We start from the raw sequence: 19,673 nt of genomic DNA on the forward strand, positions 1-19,673 counted from the left end.
TTGGAATAATCCTACAGGATATTAGTCTTATTCCTGCCTTTAATTTATTGACCGTAAAGGCTTGATCCAATATATCTATAAGTGCAAGTGATTCACGATTTTTCAGAAAATTCTAATGGCGATACAAGGATGTGAGATGAATATTCGAAACGTTGATATCGAAACTATTAAAGATGTTATTCGGGCGGACGGCGTTATGATGAGCGCTGTCTTTGGGGAGAAGTACGTAGATCCACTTCTTATGCAAGTTGAGAACACTCCCCCGGGAATGGAACTGACTAGGCCAGTACATACGGGGGCGGCAACAAGTAATTGTACTCAATGTTTCAGTCGGTGTTGCTATGCTTCTTACTCTCCGAAATCAATAAAAAGTGGCACCTGTTATGGACTGGTATCCAGAGCCAATGTAGTCGTTTTTAACTAGGTATGTGCCGCCTCAAGGCGGCATTTCAATTGACATAAGGAAGTGTTAGTGAGTGATTTCTCGATGGTTGATTCTATGGCGACTTATTCTGGCTCACACAGGGTTTTAGTGAATGAATTTTTAAATAGCCTGTATGAGAGTAAAAAATTTGATCTTGCTTGTCTGATTGATAAGAAGCTGGCTAATGCCTTTGCTATACACGTGGCAAATAAGGTTGAAAGCTATGTTCGCCAATCCATCGAGGCAGAGGTGTCACATGTTAATGAAAACCTTGGGGTCAGTATGGCCTACGAGGAATTTTTAGAGCAGGATGAATTGTATCTCGAGTTTTTGAGGAAGTACGAGTCGCTGAGGTACTTGCTGGATAAACTTTTTGTGGATGAATTAGAGAATTTCTCATTAGTTAAAGAGTATTTTGTAAAGTCGCTTCCAGAATTGCTGCGTAGTGGTTTTTTGGATGGTCCTCATGAAGTGAGTGATGTGTTTTTGCTGGGAGACGAGAGTCACGATGGAAATAAAAACGTGGCACTTTTTTATGTTCAAGGATGCCCTGCTTTTGCCTTGAAGTTGCGTGATTTGGAGTTGGAAAGGAAAACAAGCGAGTTTCTTGGAGCTTTTTTCAATGAACAATGTGGTATTCGCGGTTGGGAGTTTCCAGAATATATATCGGGGCAAGGTTTCGGGTGGGTGAAGTGGTGTGATCAGGTTCCTTTGAAAAGCAAGGCGGAGGTAGAGAATTACTATAGATTGGCAGGTTATTTGATTGCTGCGGCTGCGTCGTTAGGAATTACCGACCTCCATTATGAAAATATCGTAACTCATCAAGGAAACCCCGTTCCAGTCGACTTGGAGGCGGTATTTCATCATGTCTATGTTGATGCGCCGCGTTTGGGAGTACCCAGAACAGGGCTTGTGCCGAATGTTATTAAGTACACAGATGGACTTGCCGACACCGAGCACGCGGGCATAGGAAATATATTTCGGAAACAATTCGTTAGAAAAGCATTATTAAACACAAATCCAAATGCGGTGGTGTTTGATGGTGAGGTACAGAATCCAATAGACTATATTGAACATATCGTTGCAGGTTGTGTTGAATGCTACAAGGTCATAATTTATGAGTATCAGCGTTTTGTAGAGTTTTTGAATCAAACTTCTAATCTAAGAAATAGAATAATCTTGAGAGATACGGCTAACTATTGCTTGGTGATTGAGGCTTCCTATCATCCGCGGTTTCTAAAGAATAACCAGGATAGAAAAAAATACATCGAGTCTTGCCTAGGATCAGTCGAAGATCATCGGGCTGACTCCGCTCTCTTAAGGGCGGAGGTTGAATCCTGCTTTTTTGGGGATGTTCCCAGATTTACTTCTTGTGCGAAAGATCTTGCTGTTTGGTCAACTCATGCTGCTGAAAGTATTAAGCTGATTAATTATGTAAGCGGATACGACAGTGTGAGGGATAATTTATATCGCATAGTGAATGAGGGGTTTGGTAGCGAGATTCAATTTTTAAAGTGCGTATACCGAGAGGCGGAAAAAATAGTTGACTTGAGTTGTAGGTTTAATCAGGTTCATGGATTTGAGGAAGAAGGTTCTAATTGCTTGGTTCTAAAAACAATGCCTTCTGCAGTAAATATAACTGCTAAACACATGATTGATACTCGGTCTCCTCCTTTAATGTTTACTAGTAGGTGTGAAAGCTATCTCGAGTTAACTACCGTAGGGTTTGATTTGTTTTCAGGTTCGGGTGGGCTTGGTTATCTCGCTGCTACTGGGAGATTATTCGAATCAGAATCGGAGAATAAGGAGTTTTTGTTTGCATATTTTGAGATGATTTTAGGTGATGAGTTGCTATCGTCGTCTCCAATAGGTGGAGCATATGTCGGTGGGCTAAGTTCTATAGCGCCAATTTTTATAGATGGAAATTCCTCCTTTATTTCAACTGCAACCGATAAAATTGTTGCGGCTTTTTATTCTGAAGAATATAAAAATCTAGGTTCGGGCTTGATCTATGGTCTTGCTGGAGCTTTGGTGGTCGCCAGCTGTTATTTTCAATTGTCAAAGAAGGAGGAGTGGCAAGATATTTCTAGATTACTATTCGAGGCGTTAGTCGCGAGATCTGAATTAGACGGTGAGCAGATAATATTTCCTAGTAATATCTCAATGCATCCTAAAAAAATATTATGTGGGCTTTCGCATGGACAAGCAGGTATCGCTTATTCGATCGCTGTATATGCGATGGTTTTTGATATATCTGATGAAACGGTCATTCCATTGATAAAAGGCGTAATTACGTCGGAAATCAACTGCTTCGAGCGGCAACTTGGTAACTGGCCAGATTTAAGACATAAGCCTCGAAGCATAGAGCTTCAAAATGAGTTTGGATGGGCGCATGGAGGCGCGGGAATTATTTATGTGTTCGATTTTTTAAGAAGACATTTTAATATCGACGTGCTTGACAGGTTTTTGCAGGAGCACAATTTTCGAGCGATTTTCGAGAAGAATTTCAAAGCTTCGGCCAGTAAAGAAAATTTCTCAGTTTCAAACGGAGTGTTGGGGGTAGAGTTAATTTATCAGCGACTATTCAAGAAAGCTTTGAACGTCGATTTAGAAAGTAAGTATTGGTCGATTCAGGGGGCGTCTACTTTAGGGTGTGGTCTGATGAAAGGGTGTGCCGGAGAGCAACTAGCCCTGAATTCTCTAATGACGGGTGACCAATCTTTTCCTCTGTTGCCTCATGAACTGTTCAAACTGAGTTTTCGGGAAGTATCCAAATGAATGTCAAAGGATTTGTTGATACTTATACGCTACTGAAGTTGTCCATGAAATCAAAGGACGTAAGTCGTTTGGCCTTTTTAGTAGTGTTGATTTTCCTTACCGCGATAGGTTTTGGTCTCGTACCGTTATTTTTGCAGAGGATGCTTGCGGTTGCATCAGGTAATCATGAGCAGTTTTTGATGTTTTTGAGCCTGGTAGTCGGCGTTATTTTTATATCTCAGGTGTTTTCTCATTTGTCCGATGTAATGACAATGATGTTTATCCAGCGGGTGAATATAAATCTTGGTGAGATGTTCATTAAGAGATCTATTCGTTTGTCTGCATGTGAGAGTCTGATAAAAGGCCCGGCGCAACTGGCGCAGGTGCTGCAATGTGCTTCTGCGAGTATGGATAACACAATTCGATCAATGCTGGTTAGTATACTGCCCTCTATCGTTCAAATATTCGTATCGTTAGTTGTGTTGTGGTTTTTTAAAGATTTTTTCGTAATGTTCATGATTTTTTTGTATGTTTTTACGTATGCAATTATTAGCTCTTCAATGATTGGGCGCTTGTCAGAGTTGTTCAAGGTTGTGATATTGAAAGAGATGGGGAGTTCAAAAACCATTCATGGCATTGTTTCTAATATTGAGACAATACGTATATATTTGGCCGATGAATTTCTGTTGCGTTTTTTTCGTGAAGATCAAGAAGGTGTTTATCAGTCTTGGTTGGGTTTTTATAGGAGAAGTACTTATCTAGAAGTTTTTAGGGTATGTGTTTTTTCGCTTGTTTTTTTTGTTGTTCTTTATGAGTCTTCACTAAGGTTACTTTCCGGAGAGATAGGTGTTGGTCATTTTGTAATGGTTGCAGCCTATATGTTTCAGGTGTGTCAGCCATACGATGCTCTTTTAAAAAGTATTGGTAGCATGATTGAATCACTCGGTGGCTTTGCCCCCTTACTGAAACATCTCGACGCTTGTGAAGTTCGGCATGTTGGTAAAGGTAATGAGCTTCCGAATATTAGTCATCACCTGGAATTTTCTAATGTTCGATTTTCTTACCCTGAGCGACCTACAGAAAAGGTGCTGCACGATTTGTCAATCCGATTTATTCCGGGTGAAGTAGTTGCGATCACCGGTCCATCTGGTGTGGGTAAGTCGACAATTGTCAAGTTGCTGATGCGGCTCTATACACCCTCTTCGGGTTTAATTAAATATGGTGGTGTTGCGATAGAAGATTTGTCTGATCAAGACTTCTATTCTAGGTTTTCTTTCGTATCCCAAGAGGTTGGTTTATTCAACGGGTCGTTAAGATTTAATCTAAGAATCGCTGATCAAAATGCACCTGATGAAAGATTAGAAGCAGTTTTAAAACTTGCTGACCTTGGTGGATTTCTAAAAGGCTTGCCATCCGGGCTGGATACGGAAATTGGAGACAGGGGTTTAATGTTGTCGGGAGGCGAGCGTCAACGTCTTGCCTTGGCAAGAAGTTTTTTGCGAGACCATAAGGTCGTCGTTTTTGACGAGAGCACGGCATTCCTTGATGAGGTTGCTGAGCGAGCAGTGATCTCAAATATCAAAAAATATAATGCGTCTAATATTGTGATCATTGTTGCTCATCGAGAGTCGATATTAAAGTTGGCTGATCGAGTGGTCTCGTTTAATGGCGAATTTTGCGTGGAGCTTTAATCGTGAGAATATTGTCTGTTTCAATTAAAGGGTACCGCTCTGTTGATGATGTGTTTCTGAATCTTGATGGTTTGAATATTTTTTATGGTGAAAATGGAGTTGGGAAAACTAATTTATATAATGCACTCAAACTCGTGCAGGCTGCTGCAACGGGAGAGTTTTCGAAGTTTATCGTTCGGGAGGGTGGCATGCAGTCGATCCTTTCGGAGAATTCAAAGCGCAATGCAGATCGTTCAAAAATTATTTTTGAAGTGCGGTTCTCGACTTTTTCAGATGATGATGGCTATTACAGTTACGGAATCACAGCGGGACTAGTGCCGCAAAAAACCGCTTTTGGAGAAAAGATTGTATTGGGCGATGGTTTTGAGTTTGAACCTCAAATCAAAACTGAAAAACTGATTTTTCATAATGGACGGAAAAGTCATACTTTGATGTTCCGAGAAAATGGTTTCTTGAAGGTGATGGATCGAGAAATGGCCGTTCTCGACATGTCGAATGCTATTCGACTATTCCCCTCTGCTACGGCATTAAGCTCTCTCACGGATGCAGAACGTTTTCCAGAGGTGTTACGTGTCAAACATGAAATTATGGGGTGGCGTTTTTATCACGGTTTCAGGACTGATATTGAGTCGCCCATTCGCAAGCCTTGCTACGCAGTTAGTGACACGGTACTTCATTCGTCTGGAGCAAATCTCGCTGCGGTTCTGGCGACGCATAAATATATAGTTCAAGATCTCGATGTTGTTGAAGAGTTGATTGCGGATACATTCGGAGGGGCTATTTTGGAGATTTCAAGGCCGGAACGTACCGTTTCTTTTGGACTTCGATTTCCTCAAAGTAACCGCACAAGCAATGCGTGGGAACTGTCTGACGGCACTTTGCAATATATTTGCCTAGCTGTTGCGCTGACATCCAGTTCTTTGCCTCCATTCATTGTTTTGAATGAGCCTGACAACAGTTTGCATCCCGATATGCTCAGGTCGTTGGCTGTTTTGATTAGTTCTGCCAGCAAGCGATCGCAGATTTGGGTTGTTACTCATTCACCGATATTGAAAGATATTCTTGAAGAGTCAGGGACGTCTAAATCTCGGCATGTCATTAAACGGGGGCTTCATACATGGATTGAAGGGTTGGCTCTAAATGGTGAAGTTAATACTTTTTGACACAATCGAAAGCTGGGATTTTGATTCACACAGCGCAGGGATAGGCATGAAATTGGTGCATTGATGATGCATCTTGGAACACTGATTCTTCGGCATTTAGCGACTCTATATGAGTGGTTTGGCCTTTGTGCACTTGCGCCATTCCGGGACGCGGACGCCGCGCGTCAAAGAAATCGCAGCAATGCAGCGACGATCGCTTCAGGGGCGTCTTCCTGGACGAGGTGGCCGGCGTTGGGGATTGGGTGAAATTGTGATCCCGGGATCATCTGGTGTAACGCCCGACCCCGTTCGATGGGAATCCATTGGTCGTCCTCACCCCAGAGAATCTGCACCGGGCAGCGTATCGCCGGGTACAGATTTTCGGCTTCACGGGTATAGCGTTCATCCATCTGCGCGATCTGCCGATAGAACGCCGCTTGCCCCGGATCGCCGAGCCACGGCTGCACGTATGGGGCCAGTTCATCATCGGGAATATCCCGGTGTATCGCCCCGCGAATGTAGGTCGGCACGATGGCGCGCTGGATGTAATCCGGCAGGCCGCTGAACGCCGCTTCATGCTGGCGCACGTGCTGCACGAACGGTGACCCCCACGGCGTCAGCGCCACCGGGTCGATCAGCGTCAGGCTGCGGTAATCCTTTTCGTTGAGCAGATGCGTGCGCAGTACCGTGGCGCCGCCGAAGTCGTGGGCGACTACGTCGGGGCGCTGGATGTTCCAGTGATCGAGCAGTTGCGCGAGGAGTTGGTTTTGCACGCCGAGTGACACGTCAGCGTCCGGTTGTTCCGAGCGCCCGTAGCCCAGCAAATCGAAATAATGTACGCGGTGCGTGGCGAAAAAGTGCGGCGCGATGCGATGCCAGACATAGGACGAGAAGGGCGTGCCATGCACGAACACAAGCGGCGGGCCGTCGCCGCGTACGGCATGACGCACCGGGTAGCCGTTGAAGTCAAAGACCTGATCCAGCAGCCAGTCCGTCATGGGCCTGTCCTCTTGGCGGGTTTGAGCCAAAGAGCATAGGCATAAAAAAACAGCCGGGGAGGCTGTTCTCTATTTCCCTGGATAAACACCGATCCCGTAGGAGCTGCCGAAGGCTCGGGCCGCGTTCGGCAGCTCCTACACGGGGTATCGGTGTTGGATCATTCGCCGCGATAGATGCAACCGCTGGTGCAGGTCTCATGAATACGGATCGCGCTGAGTTCCGGCAGCAGCGGCTTCATTTCATTCCAGATGAATTTGGCCAGCACTTCACTGGTCGGGTTTTCCAGGCCAGGAATGTCGTTCAGGTAGTTGTGATCCAGACGCTCGTACAGCGGCTTGAAAATCGCCTTGATCTCGGAGAAGTCGCGGATCCAGCCGGTGTGCGGATCAAGGTCGCCGCTGAGGTGAATCGCCACCTTGAACGAGTGACCGTGCAGACGCCCGCACTTGTGGCCGTCCGGGACGTGCGGCAGGCGGTGGGCGGATTCGAATGTAAATTCCTTGAAGATTTCCACAGTATTTTCAGCTCTGTTCAGATGGCGTTCGCCGCAGCGATTCGGGCAGGCCGCGAGTTTATCAGCTTGTGTTTGGCCGTGCTGACTAAAGGGTCAGCAAGCGTTCGGCGAGGCGACCGTTGGCAGTCAGTTCGAGGAACTCGTCACCGAGGCGCCGGCTCTCGTCCATTGCTGCGTGCCAGTACTTCTGCCGGCTGGGCGCATCGCCCATGAAGCGTTTGAAGTCGTTCCGGTCGGGCAGTTTGCCGTAGGGCAGGCGCGCCAGATACTCCTTCGACGGCGCCAGCAACAGCACGTCCTGCAAGCGCTCCACCGACGCGCGGCGCCACGGCAGGGTTTTGTCGAACCAGCCCGGAATCACCCGGTCGGTGAAGTGCGGATAGAGCACGATGCCGTCGCCGCTGTAGGGCAGGTCGAGGTGATAGTCGAGCAGACCGCCGTCGCGGAACGTCCCCTCACCGGCGCCCGGCAAATCGCGCACGCCTTCCATCACCATCGGGATCGAACCCGAGGCCAGCAGCGCCTGACGCAGATTGCCGGCGTTGAGTTCGACGAAGCGCGAGGGGAAATCGTTCAGCGCATTGACCGGTGGCGCCAGGCGCGGATCGTGAATGATCAGCCGTTCGAAGTGCCGCGAGAGCCGCGCGCGACCACGCAGGTTGTCGGCGATCACCGAGCCCAGCGCCAGGCCAAGTCGGCCACGATGATCATCAGCGAGGCGGCCCTGGCTTTTGACCACCATGATGTTCAGGCGGTAATCGGCGTTGTTCAGGATGCTCGCGTCGCGACCGTCGAGCAGGTCGTTGAGCATGCGCTGCGAGCTCTGACTGATCTCGGCCATGGTCACGCCTTTGTTGAAATTCTGCTCGGCGTACAAGCGCCCGAGGCGGCGGATGCCTTCGGCGGCATCGGGCAGGCAGGCACTGGCGAAGCGCCAGGAACCGACCGAGGCGCCGATCAGCGAGCGCTCGCGTGGCGCGCTCGGCAGCCATTCACCGAACAACGCCAGATCCAGCCCCTGAATCCCCAACGCCTTCGGCCCACCGGCCGCGCCGGGCAGGGTGCCGACGTCGACGGCGCTCAGACCCTGGGCTCGAATCCGCGCCATGGCTCGTGGGCCGGCCTTGAGGGTGAGGGCAGGGAATTTGATGTGGATGGCTGTCATACCGGTCTCGATCGTTAGCAAGCGAAGGATTATAGAACCACTGCTCCCACAGGGGGGACCCTTTATTGCCCTGGAGCAATGATGGCAATTCAGTTTCAGTTAAGTTGCTCCCGCTAAGGTGCCCACCGTCGCAACACATAAAAAATACGGAGACATCCATGAAAACCCTGACTGCCCTTTCCCTCGCCTCGATCCTCGGCCTCACCGCCAGCCTCGCTCACGCTCGCGATCTGGGACCCGATGAAGCCCTGCGTCTGCGCGACGCTGGTACTATCGTCTCCTTCGAGAAGCTCAATGCCACGGCACTGGCCAAACACCCGGGTTCAACGATCACCGAAACCGAGCTGGAAGAAGAGTACGGCAAGTACATCTACCAGGTCGAAATGCGTGATCCGCAGGGGCTGGAGTGGGATCTGGAATTAGACGCGGTCAGCGGGCAGGTTCTCAAGGATCATCAGGATACGTAATGAAGGTGAATGTTCGCGCCACCAGTCGCACTGCGTTGGCGCTTGTGATTTTCTGCTCGGCTGCGATGGCTCGCGACCTCGATCAGGACGAAGCCCTGAAGCTGCGTGAGCGCGGGGTGATTCTGCCGCTGGAGCAAGTGCTGCAGCAGGCCATGGATCGCTATCCCGGGGCGAAACTGCTGGAAGTCGAGCTGGAAGAGAAACACGACGTCTACATTTATGAAGTCGAGTTGCTGACGGCCGAGGGTGTTGCGCGTGAGCTGCACCTGAAAGCCGATACCGGTGAACTCGTGAAAGACAAGGAAGATTGATCGATGCGTTTGCTTCTGGTGGAAGACCACGTACCGCTGGCCGACGAATTGATCGCCGGCCTGCAACGCCAAGGCTATGCGGTGGATTGGCTGGCGGACGGCCGCGATGCGGTGTATCAGGGCAGCAGCGAGCCCTATGACCTGATCATCCTCGACCTCGGCCTGCCCGGTGTACCGGGGCTTGAAGTGCTGGCGCAATGGCGCGCGGGCGGTCTGGCGATTCCGGTGTTGATCCTGACGGCGCGCGATTCCTGGGCCGAACGTATCGAAGGCCTCAAGGCTGGCGCCGACGATTACCTGACCAAACCGTTTCACCCCGAAGAGCTGCACCTGCGCGTTCAGTCGTTGCTGCGTCGCTCCAAGGGCCAGGCCAATCAAAGCACGCTCAAGGCTGCCGGCCTTCATCTGGACGAGGGCCGCCAATGCGTGACCCGCGACGGTGCGGACATTCTGCTGACCGCCGCCGAATTCCGCCTGCTGCGCTATTTCATGCTGCATCCGGAACAGATCCTCTCCAAAAGCCACCTCGCCGAACACCTCTACGACGGTGAGACCGAGCGCGACTCCAACGTCCTCGAAGTCCACGTCAATCACCTGCGCCGTAAACTCGGCAAAAGCGTGATCGAAACCCGTCGCGGCCAGGGTTACCTGTTCGGCGGGCAAGCTTCGTGAGATCAATCCAGCGCCGCTTGAGCCTGGGGTTGATCAGCGTGATGGTGGTCGTCGGCCTGGTGCTGGCGCAGACCAGTCTGTGGTTGTTTGAAATGGGTTTGCAGCGCTACCTCGAAGCCGGGTTGCGTAACGACAGCGAGAGCCTGCTGGTGGCGCTGGTGCGCGGGCCGCAGGGTTTGCAACTGGATGAGCGACATTTGTCGCCGGCCTATCAGCGGCCGTTTTCCGGGCATTATTTCCGCATCGACTTTGCCGAGAGCCATTGGCGCTCGCGCTCGTTGTGGGATCAGGATCTGCCGCTGCTTGAACGCCCCGGCCTGCACAGCAACCTGCAACTGGGGCCGGACGGTCAGCAGTTGCTGGTGCTGCGTTCGGACTATCGGCGGCTGGGGCAATCGATATCGATCAGCGTCGCGCAGGATTACACGCCCGTGCGCGAGAGTTTCCAGCGCATGCGCCAGATCGGCCTTGGCTTGGGATTGGCCGGGTTGTTGCTGATTCTGTTTTTGCAACGGCTGACCGTGCGCCGCGCCCTGAAGCCGCTGGAAAAGGCCCGCGAACAAATCGCCCAGCTGCAACAGGGCCAGCGTTCGCAACTCGACGATCAGGTGCCGGTGGAGCTGGAGCCGCTGGTGGCGCAGATCAACCATTTGCTCGCGCACACCGAAGACAGCCTCAAGCGTTCACGCAATGCGCTGGGCAATTTGGGGCATGCGTTGAAAACACCGTTGGCGGTGCTGTTGAGCCTGGCATCGAGCGAAAAACTCGATGGCCATCCCGAGCTACGCAAGATCCTCAAGGAACAACTGGAGCAGGTGCAGCAGCGGCTCAATCGTGAGCTGAATCGCGCACGGCTGTCCGGCGATGCGCTGCCGGGTGCGCTGTTTGATTGCGACGCGGAACTGCCGGGGTTGTTGGCGACGTTGAACATGATCCACGGCGAACATCTGGCGTTGAGCTATGTGGCTCCGCCGGGGCTGCAATTGCCGTGGGATCGTGAGGATTTGCTCGAGTTGCTCGGCAACCTGCTGGATAACGCCTGCAAGTGGGCGGATGCCGAAGTGCGCTTGAGTGTGATTGAACGAACCGACGGCTTTGCCCTGAGCGTGGAAGATGACGGGCCGGGGATTCCCGAAGAGCAGCGTGCTCAGGTATTCAGCCGGGGCGCGCGGCTGGATGAGCAGACTCACGGGCATGGTCTGGGATTGGGGATCGTGCGCGATATCGTCGATACGTGGGGTGGGTTGTTGGTGTTGGGCGAGAGCGAGTGGGGCGGGTTGAAGGTGGTGATTGAACTGCCTAAACGCTGATCTTTAAAACACCAAAAAAACTTGTGGGAGCGAGCCTGCTCGCGAAGAGGTCAGGTCAGTCGACATCTCTGTTGACTGGTTTACCGCTTTCGCGAGCAGGCTCGCTCCCACATTAAAACGCTGTCGGATTCAAGTTTGAATCAAACGCGAAACTGATCCATCAAACTCTGCTGCTGATTCGCCAGGCTATTAAGTGACTGACTGACCCGCGCCGACTCATTCGCCTGCTCCGACAACGACTCCGTCACATCGCGAATCGTCGCCACGTTGTTGTTGATCTCCTCAGCCACCGCGCTTTGCTCTTCGGCGGCACTGGCGATCTGCAGGTTCATGTCGCTGATCACCGTCACCGCATCACCGATCTGGCGCAGTGCAGTCACCGCTTGGCCAACCTGCTCGACGCTGCCCTGGGCCTGACGATGGCTGTTGCCCATCGAACCGACCACATCCTGCGTGCCGCTCTGCAGTTGTTCGATCACCTGACGGGTTTCTTCCACCGACTCCTGGGTGCGGCGGGCGAGGTTGCGGACTTCGTCGGCGACCACGGCGAAACCACGTCCGGCCTCACCGGCACGCGCCGCTTCGATGGCTGCGTTGAGTGCCAGCAGGTTGGTCTGCTCGGCGATGGCGCGTATGGTTTCCAGCACGGCGCCGATCTTCTCGCTGTTGGCGGCCAGACCTTCGACCTGAACCATCGCCGCGCTCATGTCGGCGGCGAGGGTGTCGATGCTAGCGGTGGTGCGGTCGATCACGGTCAGGCCCTGACGCGTGGCGCGATCAGCATCCTTGGCCGCTTCCGCTGCTTGCGCGGCGCTGCGGGCGACGTCCTGCGCCGTGGCGCTCATTTCGTGGGAGGCGGTGGCAACCTGATCGACCTGACGGTATTGCTGTTCCATGCCGGCGCTGGTCTGGGTGGCGATCGCCGAAGACTGGTCGGCGGTGTTGCGCGCGTCCTGCACCGAGCGTTTCACCTCGGCGATGATCGGCTGCAACTTGTCGAGGAACTTGTTGAACCAACCGGCCAGTTGACCCAGTTCATCCTTCTTGTCATAGGCCAGACGTCGGGTCAGATCACCTTCGCCGCTGGCGATGTCTTCGAGCATGCGCGCGACGCCGAGGATCGGTTTGGTCACGCTGCGCGCCATCAGCCACACCAGCAGCAAGCCGATTAACGCGGCGAGTACACCGAGGCTCAATTCGATCAGGGTACCCGAGGTGTTGCTCGCATCCAGTTGCTGCTTGAGTGCTTCGGCGCGCTCCACCAGCACTTTTTCCGGCACATCCAGCAACACCGCCCACGACGGCCCGCCGGGAATCGGCTGGAACGGCGACAGCACTTTCAACTGGCCGTTGCTGTGCAGGCTGCTGACGCTGGCGCTCGACGACAGCATACGCAACAGCTCGGCGCCGCTGGTCTTGTCCACGGCATCCAGGCGCTGGCTGAGTTTGCCGGCGTCCGGGCTGTAACCGGCGAGCAGGCCGACCGGGCTGATGATGCTCACGGCGGTCTGACCGTCGTAGAGCTTTTTACTCGCGCCCTGACTGATCGCTTGCAGGCTGTTGAGGTTGATGTCCACCGACAGCGAGGCGATGACTTTGCCGTTGACCATCAGCGGGAAGACGATGCTGGTCATCAGCACGTTCTGGCCATCGATCACATAAAAGTACGGTTCAATCACGCACGGTTTGAGCGTGGTGCGCGGGCAGGTAAACCAGGCGTTGGCCGCCTGGCCGCTGGGGCCGGTGCTGGTGTCGGCCATGTCGCTTTCCGGCAGGGCCATCGAGGTGACTTTGCCCGGGGTCGGTTGCGACCAGTACAGGGCGAAGCGGCCCTTGTCGTTGCTGCCCAGTTCGGCCTGGCCGGCGAACAATTCGTCCTTGCCGTCCAGTGCGTTGGCTTCGAATACCAGCGACAGGCCGAGCAAGTCAGGGTTGGCTTGCAGGGCTGACTTGACCTGACGGGTCATGTCTTCGCGCAGGTCGAAGGCATCGAGGAAGCGTTTCTCGGCCTGTTCACGCAGGAACAGCACCTGACGCGAAAAACCGTGGCCGTACTGATAAGCGTCCATGAACTGCTGGCGAATGCCCGCCGCTTGCACCTCGCCCTGAGACTCGATGCGCGCCTGCGCCGATTCAGTGAGCATCTCCATGCTCGAAGCTTTCACCAGTTCGGAACTGTGCTCCATGCGATACAGCGAAAGACCCACCAACAGGGTCACGATACCGGCCAGGCAAAGCCCGGCAAGCAGGGTGATTTTCCATTGGATGGAAAGTTGTCTGAGCGACATGGAAACATCCTTATTCGATAAATATCTGAGACTTTGCACTGTAACGGCCGCGTTTCGGCTTTCTTTATGCTGGAAACACAATAGGGCCGATTGCCGCATGCGGAGGCTGGAAACCCTGTTTGGGGTAAACACAAAACCTGTGGTGAGGGAATTTATCCCCGACCGGCTGCGCAGCAGTCGCAAAACCCGCAAATGCGGTGTGCCTGTAAGAATGCAGGGGGGCGGCTTCGCCACCCATCGGGGATAAATCCCCTCACCACAAAGATTGTGCCTGGCCCTGGATAATGGGCAGTTGTTTTGACACCGCCGCCACTCTGCGGCACAGTGCGCGCCCTTCTAATAAGACCCTCTTTGCAAATCCGCCGGTGCTTCAAGGGCGGACTCATCCTGTCTGGCGGTGAATTGTCCACCGCAGTGTTTTTGAGGTAGTGAAATGAATGCAGTGATTGCTGCGGTCGGCGTCATGCTGATCCTCAGCCTGTCCCGCGTGCACGTGGTGATCGCCTTGATCGTCGGTGCATTGGTCGGCGGCCTTACCGGTGGTCTGGGCATCGACGCCACGCTCAAGGCGTTCAACAGCGGTCTGGGCGGCGGGGCGACGGTGGCGTTGTCCTACGCGTTGCTCGGCGCTTTCGCTGTGGCGATCGCCAAGTCCGGCCTGGCCCACGCGCTGGCCGACAAGGCACTGGCCATGGTCGACCGTCAGCACTCGACCGGTGGTGGCAGCGTCAAATGGCTGCTGATCGGCCTGTTGTGGGTGGTGGCGATTGCCTCGCAGAACATCTTGCCGATCCACATCGCGTTCATTCCGCTGCTGGTGCCGCCGCTTTTATATGTGCTGACCAAGTTGCAACTGGATCGCCGGTTGATCGCTTGCGTCATGACGTTCGGCCTGATCACGCCGTACATGTTCCTGCCGGTGGGTTTTGGCAACATTTTCCTCAATGAAATCCTGTTGGCCAACGTCGCCCGCAGTGGTGTCGACATCAGCGGCGTCAACGTCACTCACGCCATGGGCATTCCGGCGCTGGGCATGGTGTTCGGCCTGGCGATGGCGTTCATCAGCTACCGCAAAAAGCGTGTTTACGACCTGACGAAGATCGAGCAGGTCGAGCAGGTGGTCGTGCAGTACAACCCGATGAGTCTGATGATTGCCGGTGTGGCCATCGCGGCGGCGTTCATCGTTCAACTGCTGCTGGACTCGATGATTATCGGCGCGCTGGCCGGCTTCCTGATCTTCTCTGTATCGGGCATCGTCAAGTGGCGCGAGACCGATGATCTGTTCACCGAAGGCATGAAAATGATGGCAATGATCGGCTTTATCATGATCGCCGCCTCCGGGTTTGCCGAAGTGATGAAGGCCACCGGACAGGTGCAGACACTGGTCGAGTCGTCGGCGTCGTGGATCAATCACAACAAGGGTGTTGGCGCGTTGCTGATGCTGCTGGTGGGGCTGCTGGTGACCATGGGCATCGGTTCGTCGTTCTCCACCGTACCGATTCTGGCTGCCATTTTCGTGCCGTTGTGCGTGCAATTAGGCTTTAGTCCGCTGGCCATCGTCTGCATTGTCGGCACCGCCGGCGCGCTGGGCGACGCCGGTTCGCCCGCCTCGGATTCGACCCTTGGCCCGACCTCCGGTCTGAACATCGACGGCCAGCATCACCACATCTGGGATACCGTGGTGCCGACCTTCCTGCATTACAACTTGCCATTGCTGGCGTTCGGCTGGGTGGCCGCGATGGTTCTCTGAACCCACAGGGGATTGGGGGGAATTGCTGACTCAACTTTTGATCTGGCGTGCCGTTAAAGCCTTTAACCACGCCAATAAAATCAAAAGAGTGAGCTTCCCCCATGCGCTTGAGTCTCAAGGCCAAAGTCCTGTCCCTTGCCGTTCTCCCGGTATTGCTCTTTGCGCTGGTCATCAGCCTGACCACGCTGTTCATCCTCCAGGAACAGGCGCACAAAGAGGTCGAACAGACCCGCGAACGCCTGCTCGGCGACGCCAAGGCCACTCTGCAAAGTTACGTCGCCGTGGCCATGACCACGATCAAACCGCTGTATGACGCTGCCGCCCCCGGTGATGCCGAGTCGCGCGCGCAGGCGATCAAACTGCTGTCGGGCATTCGCTACGGCAAGGACGGCTACTTCTTCGGCTACGACTCCGAGACCGTGCGCCTGTTCAAGGCCAACGACCCGGAAGGCGTGGGTAAAAGCTTCAAGGACAACCGCGACCCGAACGGGGTTTACGTCAACCTCGGTCTGGTGAAAGTGGCGAAGGACGGCACCCACTATCTGCAATACAGCTCGCCGTTGCCGGGCAACGCCAAGGTGCTGGTGCCGAAACTCGGTTACACCGAATACCTGGCGAAGTGGGACATGGCGGTCGGCACCTCGGTCAACCTTGACGGCATCGAAGCGCAGGTGGCGCAGGTTGAAGCGCAGGTACAGGAACGCATGCAAGGCGTGATCCTCAGCATCGTCGGCGTGGCGGTGGTGGTGCTGTTGGTGATCGCGGCGGCGGGGATGTTGCTGGCCAACACGATTCTGCGTCCACTGACTCTGATGAAAGCCAACCTCGACGACATTGCGGCGGGCGAGGGCGATTTGACTCGTCGCTTGAACATCACCAGCCAGGACGAACTCGGTGAACTGGCCGGCTCGTTCAACCGTTTCGTCGACAAGATCCACGGCCTGGTGCGGCAGATCACCGAGATGACCACGCAACTGACCGGGCTGGTGACGCAGGTGTCGGATCAGGCCCAGCGTTCGGATCAAGCCATGGAGCGCCAGCGCCACGAGACTGATCAGGTGGCCACGGCGATCAACGAAATGTCTGCCGCCGCCCAGGAAGTCGCCAAGAGCGCGCAAAACGCTGCGGTCGCGGCCCAGCAGACCGACGAAGAAGGCCAGAGCGCCAAACGCGTGGTGGCCGGCAGCATCAAACAGATTCATGCGCTGGTGGATGACATCCGCAGCAGTGGTGTGTCGCTGGACAGCTTGCAGCAGGACGTGAGTTCGATTGTCGGCGTGCTGGGGGTGATTCGCTCGATTGCCGAGCAGACCAACCTGCTGGCCTTGAACGCCGCCATTGAAGCCGCGCGGGCCGGTGAGGCCGGGCGCGGATTTGCCGTGGTGGCCGATGAAGTGCGGGCGCTGGCCAGTCGCACGCAGATCAGTACTCAGGAAATTCAGGGGATGATTGATCGCTTGCAGGCGGGCACGCAGTCGGCGGTGGAAGCGATGCGCCGTTCCAGCGAGGCGGGTGATGGCACCTCGCAGCAGGCCAATCAGGCCGGTGCGTCGCTGGATGCGATGGCGGAATTGATCGCGACGATCAACTCGATGAACGCGCAGATTGCCAGTGCGGCGGAAGAGCAGACGGCGGTGGCCGAAGAGATCAACCGCAGCGTGCATCAGATTGCGGTGGCGGTGGACAGCGTGGCGGATGAGACCCAGTTGGGGGCGCAGACTTCGCGCAGTCTGGCGGATTTGGGGCAGCGACTGGGCAAACTGGTTGGGCAGTTCCGTATCTGAGTGTCAGGGAAAGCCCCTCACCCTAACCCTCTCCCGGAGGGAGAGGGGACTGATCGGGGGATATTGAGGATGTACGGCGACTTGAACCTGCTATACCGAATCCATAATCGACTCAATCTTTCAGGTCGATGCATGACGCAAGACACCTCGGTCAGTCCCCTCTCCCTCCGGGAGAGGGCCAGGGTGAGGGGCTCTTGATCTTCAACCTCTCAAGGCCTGTCCCAATAAGGCACTTCACCGAAACATTCGATGAAGAAATCAATCACCGTCCGTACCTTCACCGACAACCGACGACTCCCCGGCCACAGCACCGCAATCTGCTGCGGCTCCAGACTGTTCGATACCTGATATTCCCTCAGCACCGGCACCAGCGTGCCTTCGCGCACCGCTTCGCCAATCAGCCACGACGGAAACATCACCAGCCCCAGACCTTGCTCGGCGGCTTGGGTGAGGGTATCGGCGTGGTTGCCGGTGATCGGGCCTTTGACCGAGTAGGGCGTCCAGTCCCCCTGACCCTGACGGAAAAACCAGCGCTGCTGACCGGTCGCGCCTTTGTAGGCCAGGCATTGATGCTGCGCGAGTTCGTCGGGGTGTTGCGGTGTGCCGTGACGTTTGAGGTAAGCGGGACTGGCGGCGACCTGAAAGCGATGTGGCGCCAGAATCCGCGCCTGCATGCTCGAATCGTGTAACGGGCCGATGCGGAACAGCAGGTCCGCACCTTCCTGCAACGGGTCGACGTAGTGGTCAGTCTGCTGGATATCCAGTTGCAACTTCGGATAACGCGCGCACAACTGGCCCAGCCACGGCGTCAGATGGCGCTGGCCGAACACCACTGGGGCGTTGATTCGTACAAGCCCCGTGGGTTCGCTTTGCTGTTCCTGCAGCGCTTGCTCGGCTTCTTCCAGTTGCACCAGCACCAACCGCGCATGATGGCCGAGCATGCGCCCGGCCTCGGTCGGCGTGACCGCGCGGGTGTGGCGGTAGAGCAATTGCTGGTTGAGCGCCTGCTCCATCAACTGAATCTGCCGGGAAATCGACGAGGGCGCCACGCCTTCGCGGCGGGCGACTTCGGAGAAACTGCCGTGGTCGAGCACCGCCACAAACAGCCTGAGTGCCTTGAATCCGAGTTCGTTGAGCCCGTGCATGAATCATCCTGCTGTGCGAGTTACGCAAAAGTGTTGTCCGGATGCTCCCATTTATCGCAAAGCGCCGCCAGTCGATAATCCGCGCTATCGATTATTTGCTTGGGTTTTAGTTATGCAGACGTTGGATGAGGTGAGTGTTGCGCCGCCGGTGGCCAAACCGGGGTTGCGTTTGTTATTGCTGCCGCTGGTGATTCTGGCAGGCATGGGTTTGTCGGTGGAGGCGGGGTTGCTCGGTCCATTGGGCGTGCAAGTCGGGCATCTGTGGGCGACCTTGAGCATTTTCGGCGTGGGTTCGGCGATTCTGTTTTTGCTGCTGTTGTTCAGCGGCCCGCAACAAGGGCCGGCGCTGAACACATTGCCGCGCTGGCAGTTGATCGGCGGGTTTTTGGGGCCGATGTATGTGGTGGTGCTGACGTTGGCCACGCCGCATATCGGTATCGCCATGACGATGATCGCGATTCTGTCGGGGCAGGTGGGCAAGAGTGTGTTGATTGACCATTTCGGCTGGTTCGGGGCGACGCGCAAGAAGGTCAACGCTGAGCGGTGGCTGGCGTTGGGCTTGATTGTGGCGGCACTTGTCTTGATTGCTCGGGGTTGATGATGAATCTGATTATTTTGTTGGCTGTGGTGGTTGCGGCAGGCGCGGTGTTGAGTGTTCAGGCCGCGATCAATGGGCGTTTGGGTGAAACCGTTGGGGTTTTGCGCAGTAGTTTGCTGACGTTTGCCGTGGGGGCGTTGGTTACGGGGTTGTTGATTCTGTTTTTTGAACCGGCCCACGCGGTGAGTTTGCTCGATGTGCCGAAATGGCAGCTCAGTGGTGCGTTGTTCGGGGTGGTTTACATGATTGTGATGGTCGGCGCTGTCCCACGGATTGGTACGGCGGTGGCGACGGTGGCGGTGATTGTCGGGCAGTTGGGGATGGGGATGTTGATTGATAATTTTGGTTGGTTGGGGAATCCGGCGATCGATCTTTCTTCGAGTCGGATTTTGGCGATGGTTTGTTTGGGGTTGGCTTTGGTGTTTATGTATCGCAGTAGTGTTCGCTCTTCTGACTGAGTACATATCCGTTATTTTTGTGAGGGCGACTTAGGGTTCCGCCCTTACGGCGGGTCACTTTGGCAAACGCCCCAAAGTAACCAAAGGTCTGTGCCCTGACGTACGGCCCTCGCTGTGGCTCGGGTTCCTTCGCTGCGGGATTGATCCGGGGGCATCGCCTCCGGTTTGCTTCGCTGCACCTCCTCTCGATGTGTTTGG

The 19,673-nt window shown here is 54.7% G+C and carries 15 protein-coding genes and 3 pseudogenes; 12 read left to right on the forward strand and 6 right to left on the reverse strand.

What is annotated here, in order from left to right:
* Positions 1-472 precede the first annotated feature (472 nt).
* From ACIOVB_RS07570 to ACIOVB_RS07580, 3 genes are read left to right on the forward strand one after another with little or no spacing between them, the layout of a single operon-like run.
* Positions 473-3,202, forward strand: coding sequence for a DUF4135 domain-containing protein (locus ACIOVB_RS07570; RefSeq protein ID WP_401266324.1), 2,730 nt, complete (start codon positions 473-475; stop codon positions 3,200-3,202).
* On the forward strand, positions 3,199-4,872 hold the full coding sequence (locus ACIOVB_RS07575) for an ABC transporter ATP-binding protein (protein ID WP_401266327.1): 1,674 nt from the start codon (positions 3,199-3,201) through the stop codon (positions 4,870-4,872). Before ACIOVB_RS07570 ends, ACIOVB_RS07575 begins: the two co-directional genes overlap by 4 nt.
* A gap of 2 nt (positions 4,873-4,874) precedes the next feature.
* Positions 4,875-6,035 (forward strand): AAA family ATPase, encoded by a 1,161-nt coding sequence (locus ACIOVB_RS07580; protein WP_401266330.1) that lies wholly within the window; start codon positions 4,875-4,877, stop codon positions 6,033-6,035.
* Between the two features lie 164 nt (positions 6,036-6,199).
* Here ACIOVB_RS07580 and ACIOVB_RS07585 read toward each other — a convergent pair whose 3' ends face one another.
* The 3 genes from ACIOVB_RS07585 to ACIOVB_RS07595 all read right to left on the reverse strand — a co-directional run bounded on the left by ACIOVB_RS07585 (position 6,200) and on the right by ACIOVB_RS07595 (position 8,692).
* Entirely contained in the window at positions 6,200-7,012 is an 813-nt protein-coding gene (locus ACIOVB_RS07585) for an alpha/beta fold hydrolase (RefSeq protein ID WP_401266332.1), read from the reverse strand.
* 158 nt (positions 7,013-7,170) lie between these two features.
* Positions 7,171-7,527, reverse strand: a complete 357-nt coding sequence (queD, locus tag ACIOVB_RS07590) for a 6-carboxytetrahydropterin synthase QueD (RefSeq protein ID WP_003223505.1) — start codon at positions 7,525-7,527, stop codon at positions 7,171-7,173.
* A gap of 85 nt (positions 7,528-7,612) precedes the next feature.
* Complete coding sequence (locus ACIOVB_RS07595; RefSeq protein ID WP_401266335.1) at positions 7,613-8,692, reverse strand: patatin-like phospholipase family protein; 1,080 nt, start codon at positions 8,690-8,692, stop codon at positions 7,613-7,615.
* Between the two features lie 158 nt (positions 8,693-8,850).
* Here ACIOVB_RS07595 and ACIOVB_RS07600 point away from each other — a divergent pair, with 158 nt between their 5' ends.
* From ACIOVB_RS07600 to ACIOVB_RS07615, 4 genes are read left to right on the forward strand one after another with little or no spacing between them, the layout of a single operon-like run.
* Complete coding sequence (locus ACIOVB_RS07600; RefSeq protein WP_187677596.1) at positions 8,851-9,159, forward strand: PepSY domain-containing protein; 309 nt, start codon at positions 8,851-8,853, stop codon at positions 9,157-9,159.
* Positions 9,159-9,470, forward strand: coding sequence for a PepSY domain-containing protein (locus ACIOVB_RS07605; RefSeq protein ID WP_187677597.1), 312 nt, complete (start codon positions 9,159-9,161; stop codon positions 9,468-9,470). Before ACIOVB_RS07600 ends, ACIOVB_RS07605 begins: the two co-directional genes overlap by 1 nt.
* A 3-nt stretch (positions 9,471-9,473) precedes the next feature.
* On the forward strand, positions 9,474-10,142 hold the full coding sequence (locus tag ACIOVB_RS07610; protein WP_187677598.1) for a response regulator transcription factor: 669 nt from the start codon (positions 9,474-9,476) through the stop codon (positions 10,140-10,142).
* Positions 10,139-11,452 (forward strand): sensor histidine kinase, encoded by a 1,314-nt coding sequence (locus tag ACIOVB_RS07615; RefSeq protein WP_187677599.1) that lies wholly within the window; start codon positions 10,139-10,141, stop codon positions 11,450-11,452. Before ACIOVB_RS07610 ends, ACIOVB_RS07615 begins: the two co-directional genes overlap by 4 nt.
* 140 nt (positions 11,453-11,592) lie before the next feature.
* Here ACIOVB_RS07615 and ACIOVB_RS07620 read toward each other — a convergent pair whose 3' ends face one another.
* Both ACIOVB_RS07620 and ACIOVB_RS07625 read right to left on the reverse strand, forming a co-directional pair.
* On the reverse strand, positions 11,593-12,348 hold the full coding sequence (locus ACIOVB_RS07620; protein WP_401266348.1) for a methyl-accepting chemotaxis protein: 756 nt from the start codon (positions 12,346-12,348) through the stop codon (positions 11,593-11,595).
* A 102-nt stretch (positions 12,349-12,450) separates the two neighbouring features.
* A pseudogene (locus ACIOVB_RS07625) lies at positions 12,451-13,839 on the reverse strand (HAMP domain-containing protein); the annotation flags it as partial.
* A 334-nt stretch (positions 13,840-14,173) separates the two neighbouring features.
* On the opposite strand from ACIOVB_RS07625, the gene ACIOVB_RS07630 reads away from it, so the two are divergent.
* The 3 genes and pseudogenes from ACIOVB_RS07630 to ACIOVB_RS07640 all read left to right on the forward strand — a co-directional run.
* A complete protein-coding gene (locus ACIOVB_RS07630) occupies positions 14,174-15,490 on the forward strand; it encodes a Na+/H+ antiporter family protein (protein WP_401266340.1) in 1,317 nt (438 codons plus the stop codon).
* A 101-nt stretch (positions 15,491-15,591) separates the two neighbouring features.
* Positions 15,592-16,368: pseudogene (locus tag ACIOVB_RS07635) on the forward strand (cache domain-containing protein); the annotation flags it as partial.
* A gap of 312 nt (positions 16,369-16,680) precedes the next feature.
* A pseudogene (locus ACIOVB_RS07640) lies at positions 16,681-17,274 on the forward strand (methyl-accepting chemotaxis protein); the annotation flags it as partial.
* A 209-nt stretch (positions 17,275-17,483) separates the two neighbouring features.
* Here the strand turns inward: ACIOVB_RS07640 and ACIOVB_RS07645 are convergent.
* On the reverse strand, positions 17,484-18,419 hold the full coding sequence (locus ACIOVB_RS07645; RefSeq protein ID WP_401266342.1) for a LysR family transcriptional regulator: 936 nt from the start codon (positions 18,417-18,419) through the stop codon (positions 17,484-17,486).
* A gap of 112 nt (positions 18,420-18,531) precedes the next feature.
* On the opposite strand from ACIOVB_RS07645, the gene ACIOVB_RS07650 reads away from it, so the two are divergent.
* Together ACIOVB_RS07650 and ACIOVB_RS07655 are read left to right on the forward strand one after the other, a co-directional pair.
* On the forward strand, positions 18,532-19,017 hold the full coding sequence (locus ACIOVB_RS07650) for a DMT family transporter (protein WP_187677604.1): 486 nt from the start codon (positions 18,532-18,534) through the stop codon (positions 19,015-19,017).
* Complete coding sequence (locus tag ACIOVB_RS07655) at positions 19,017-19,475, forward strand: DMT family transporter (protein ID WP_095191284.1); 459 nt, start codon at positions 19,017-19,019, stop codon at positions 19,473-19,475. The genes ACIOVB_RS07650 and ACIOVB_RS07655 overlap by 1 nt, the downstream gene beginning before the upstream one ends.
* Positions 19,476-19,673: the final 198 nt, after the last annotated feature.

Source organism: Pseudomonas sp. NPDC087639, from assembly GCF_044743385.1.
Classification (GTDB): domain Bacteria; phylum Pseudomonadota; class Gammaproteobacteria; order Pseudomonadales; family Pseudomonadaceae; genus Aquipseudomonas.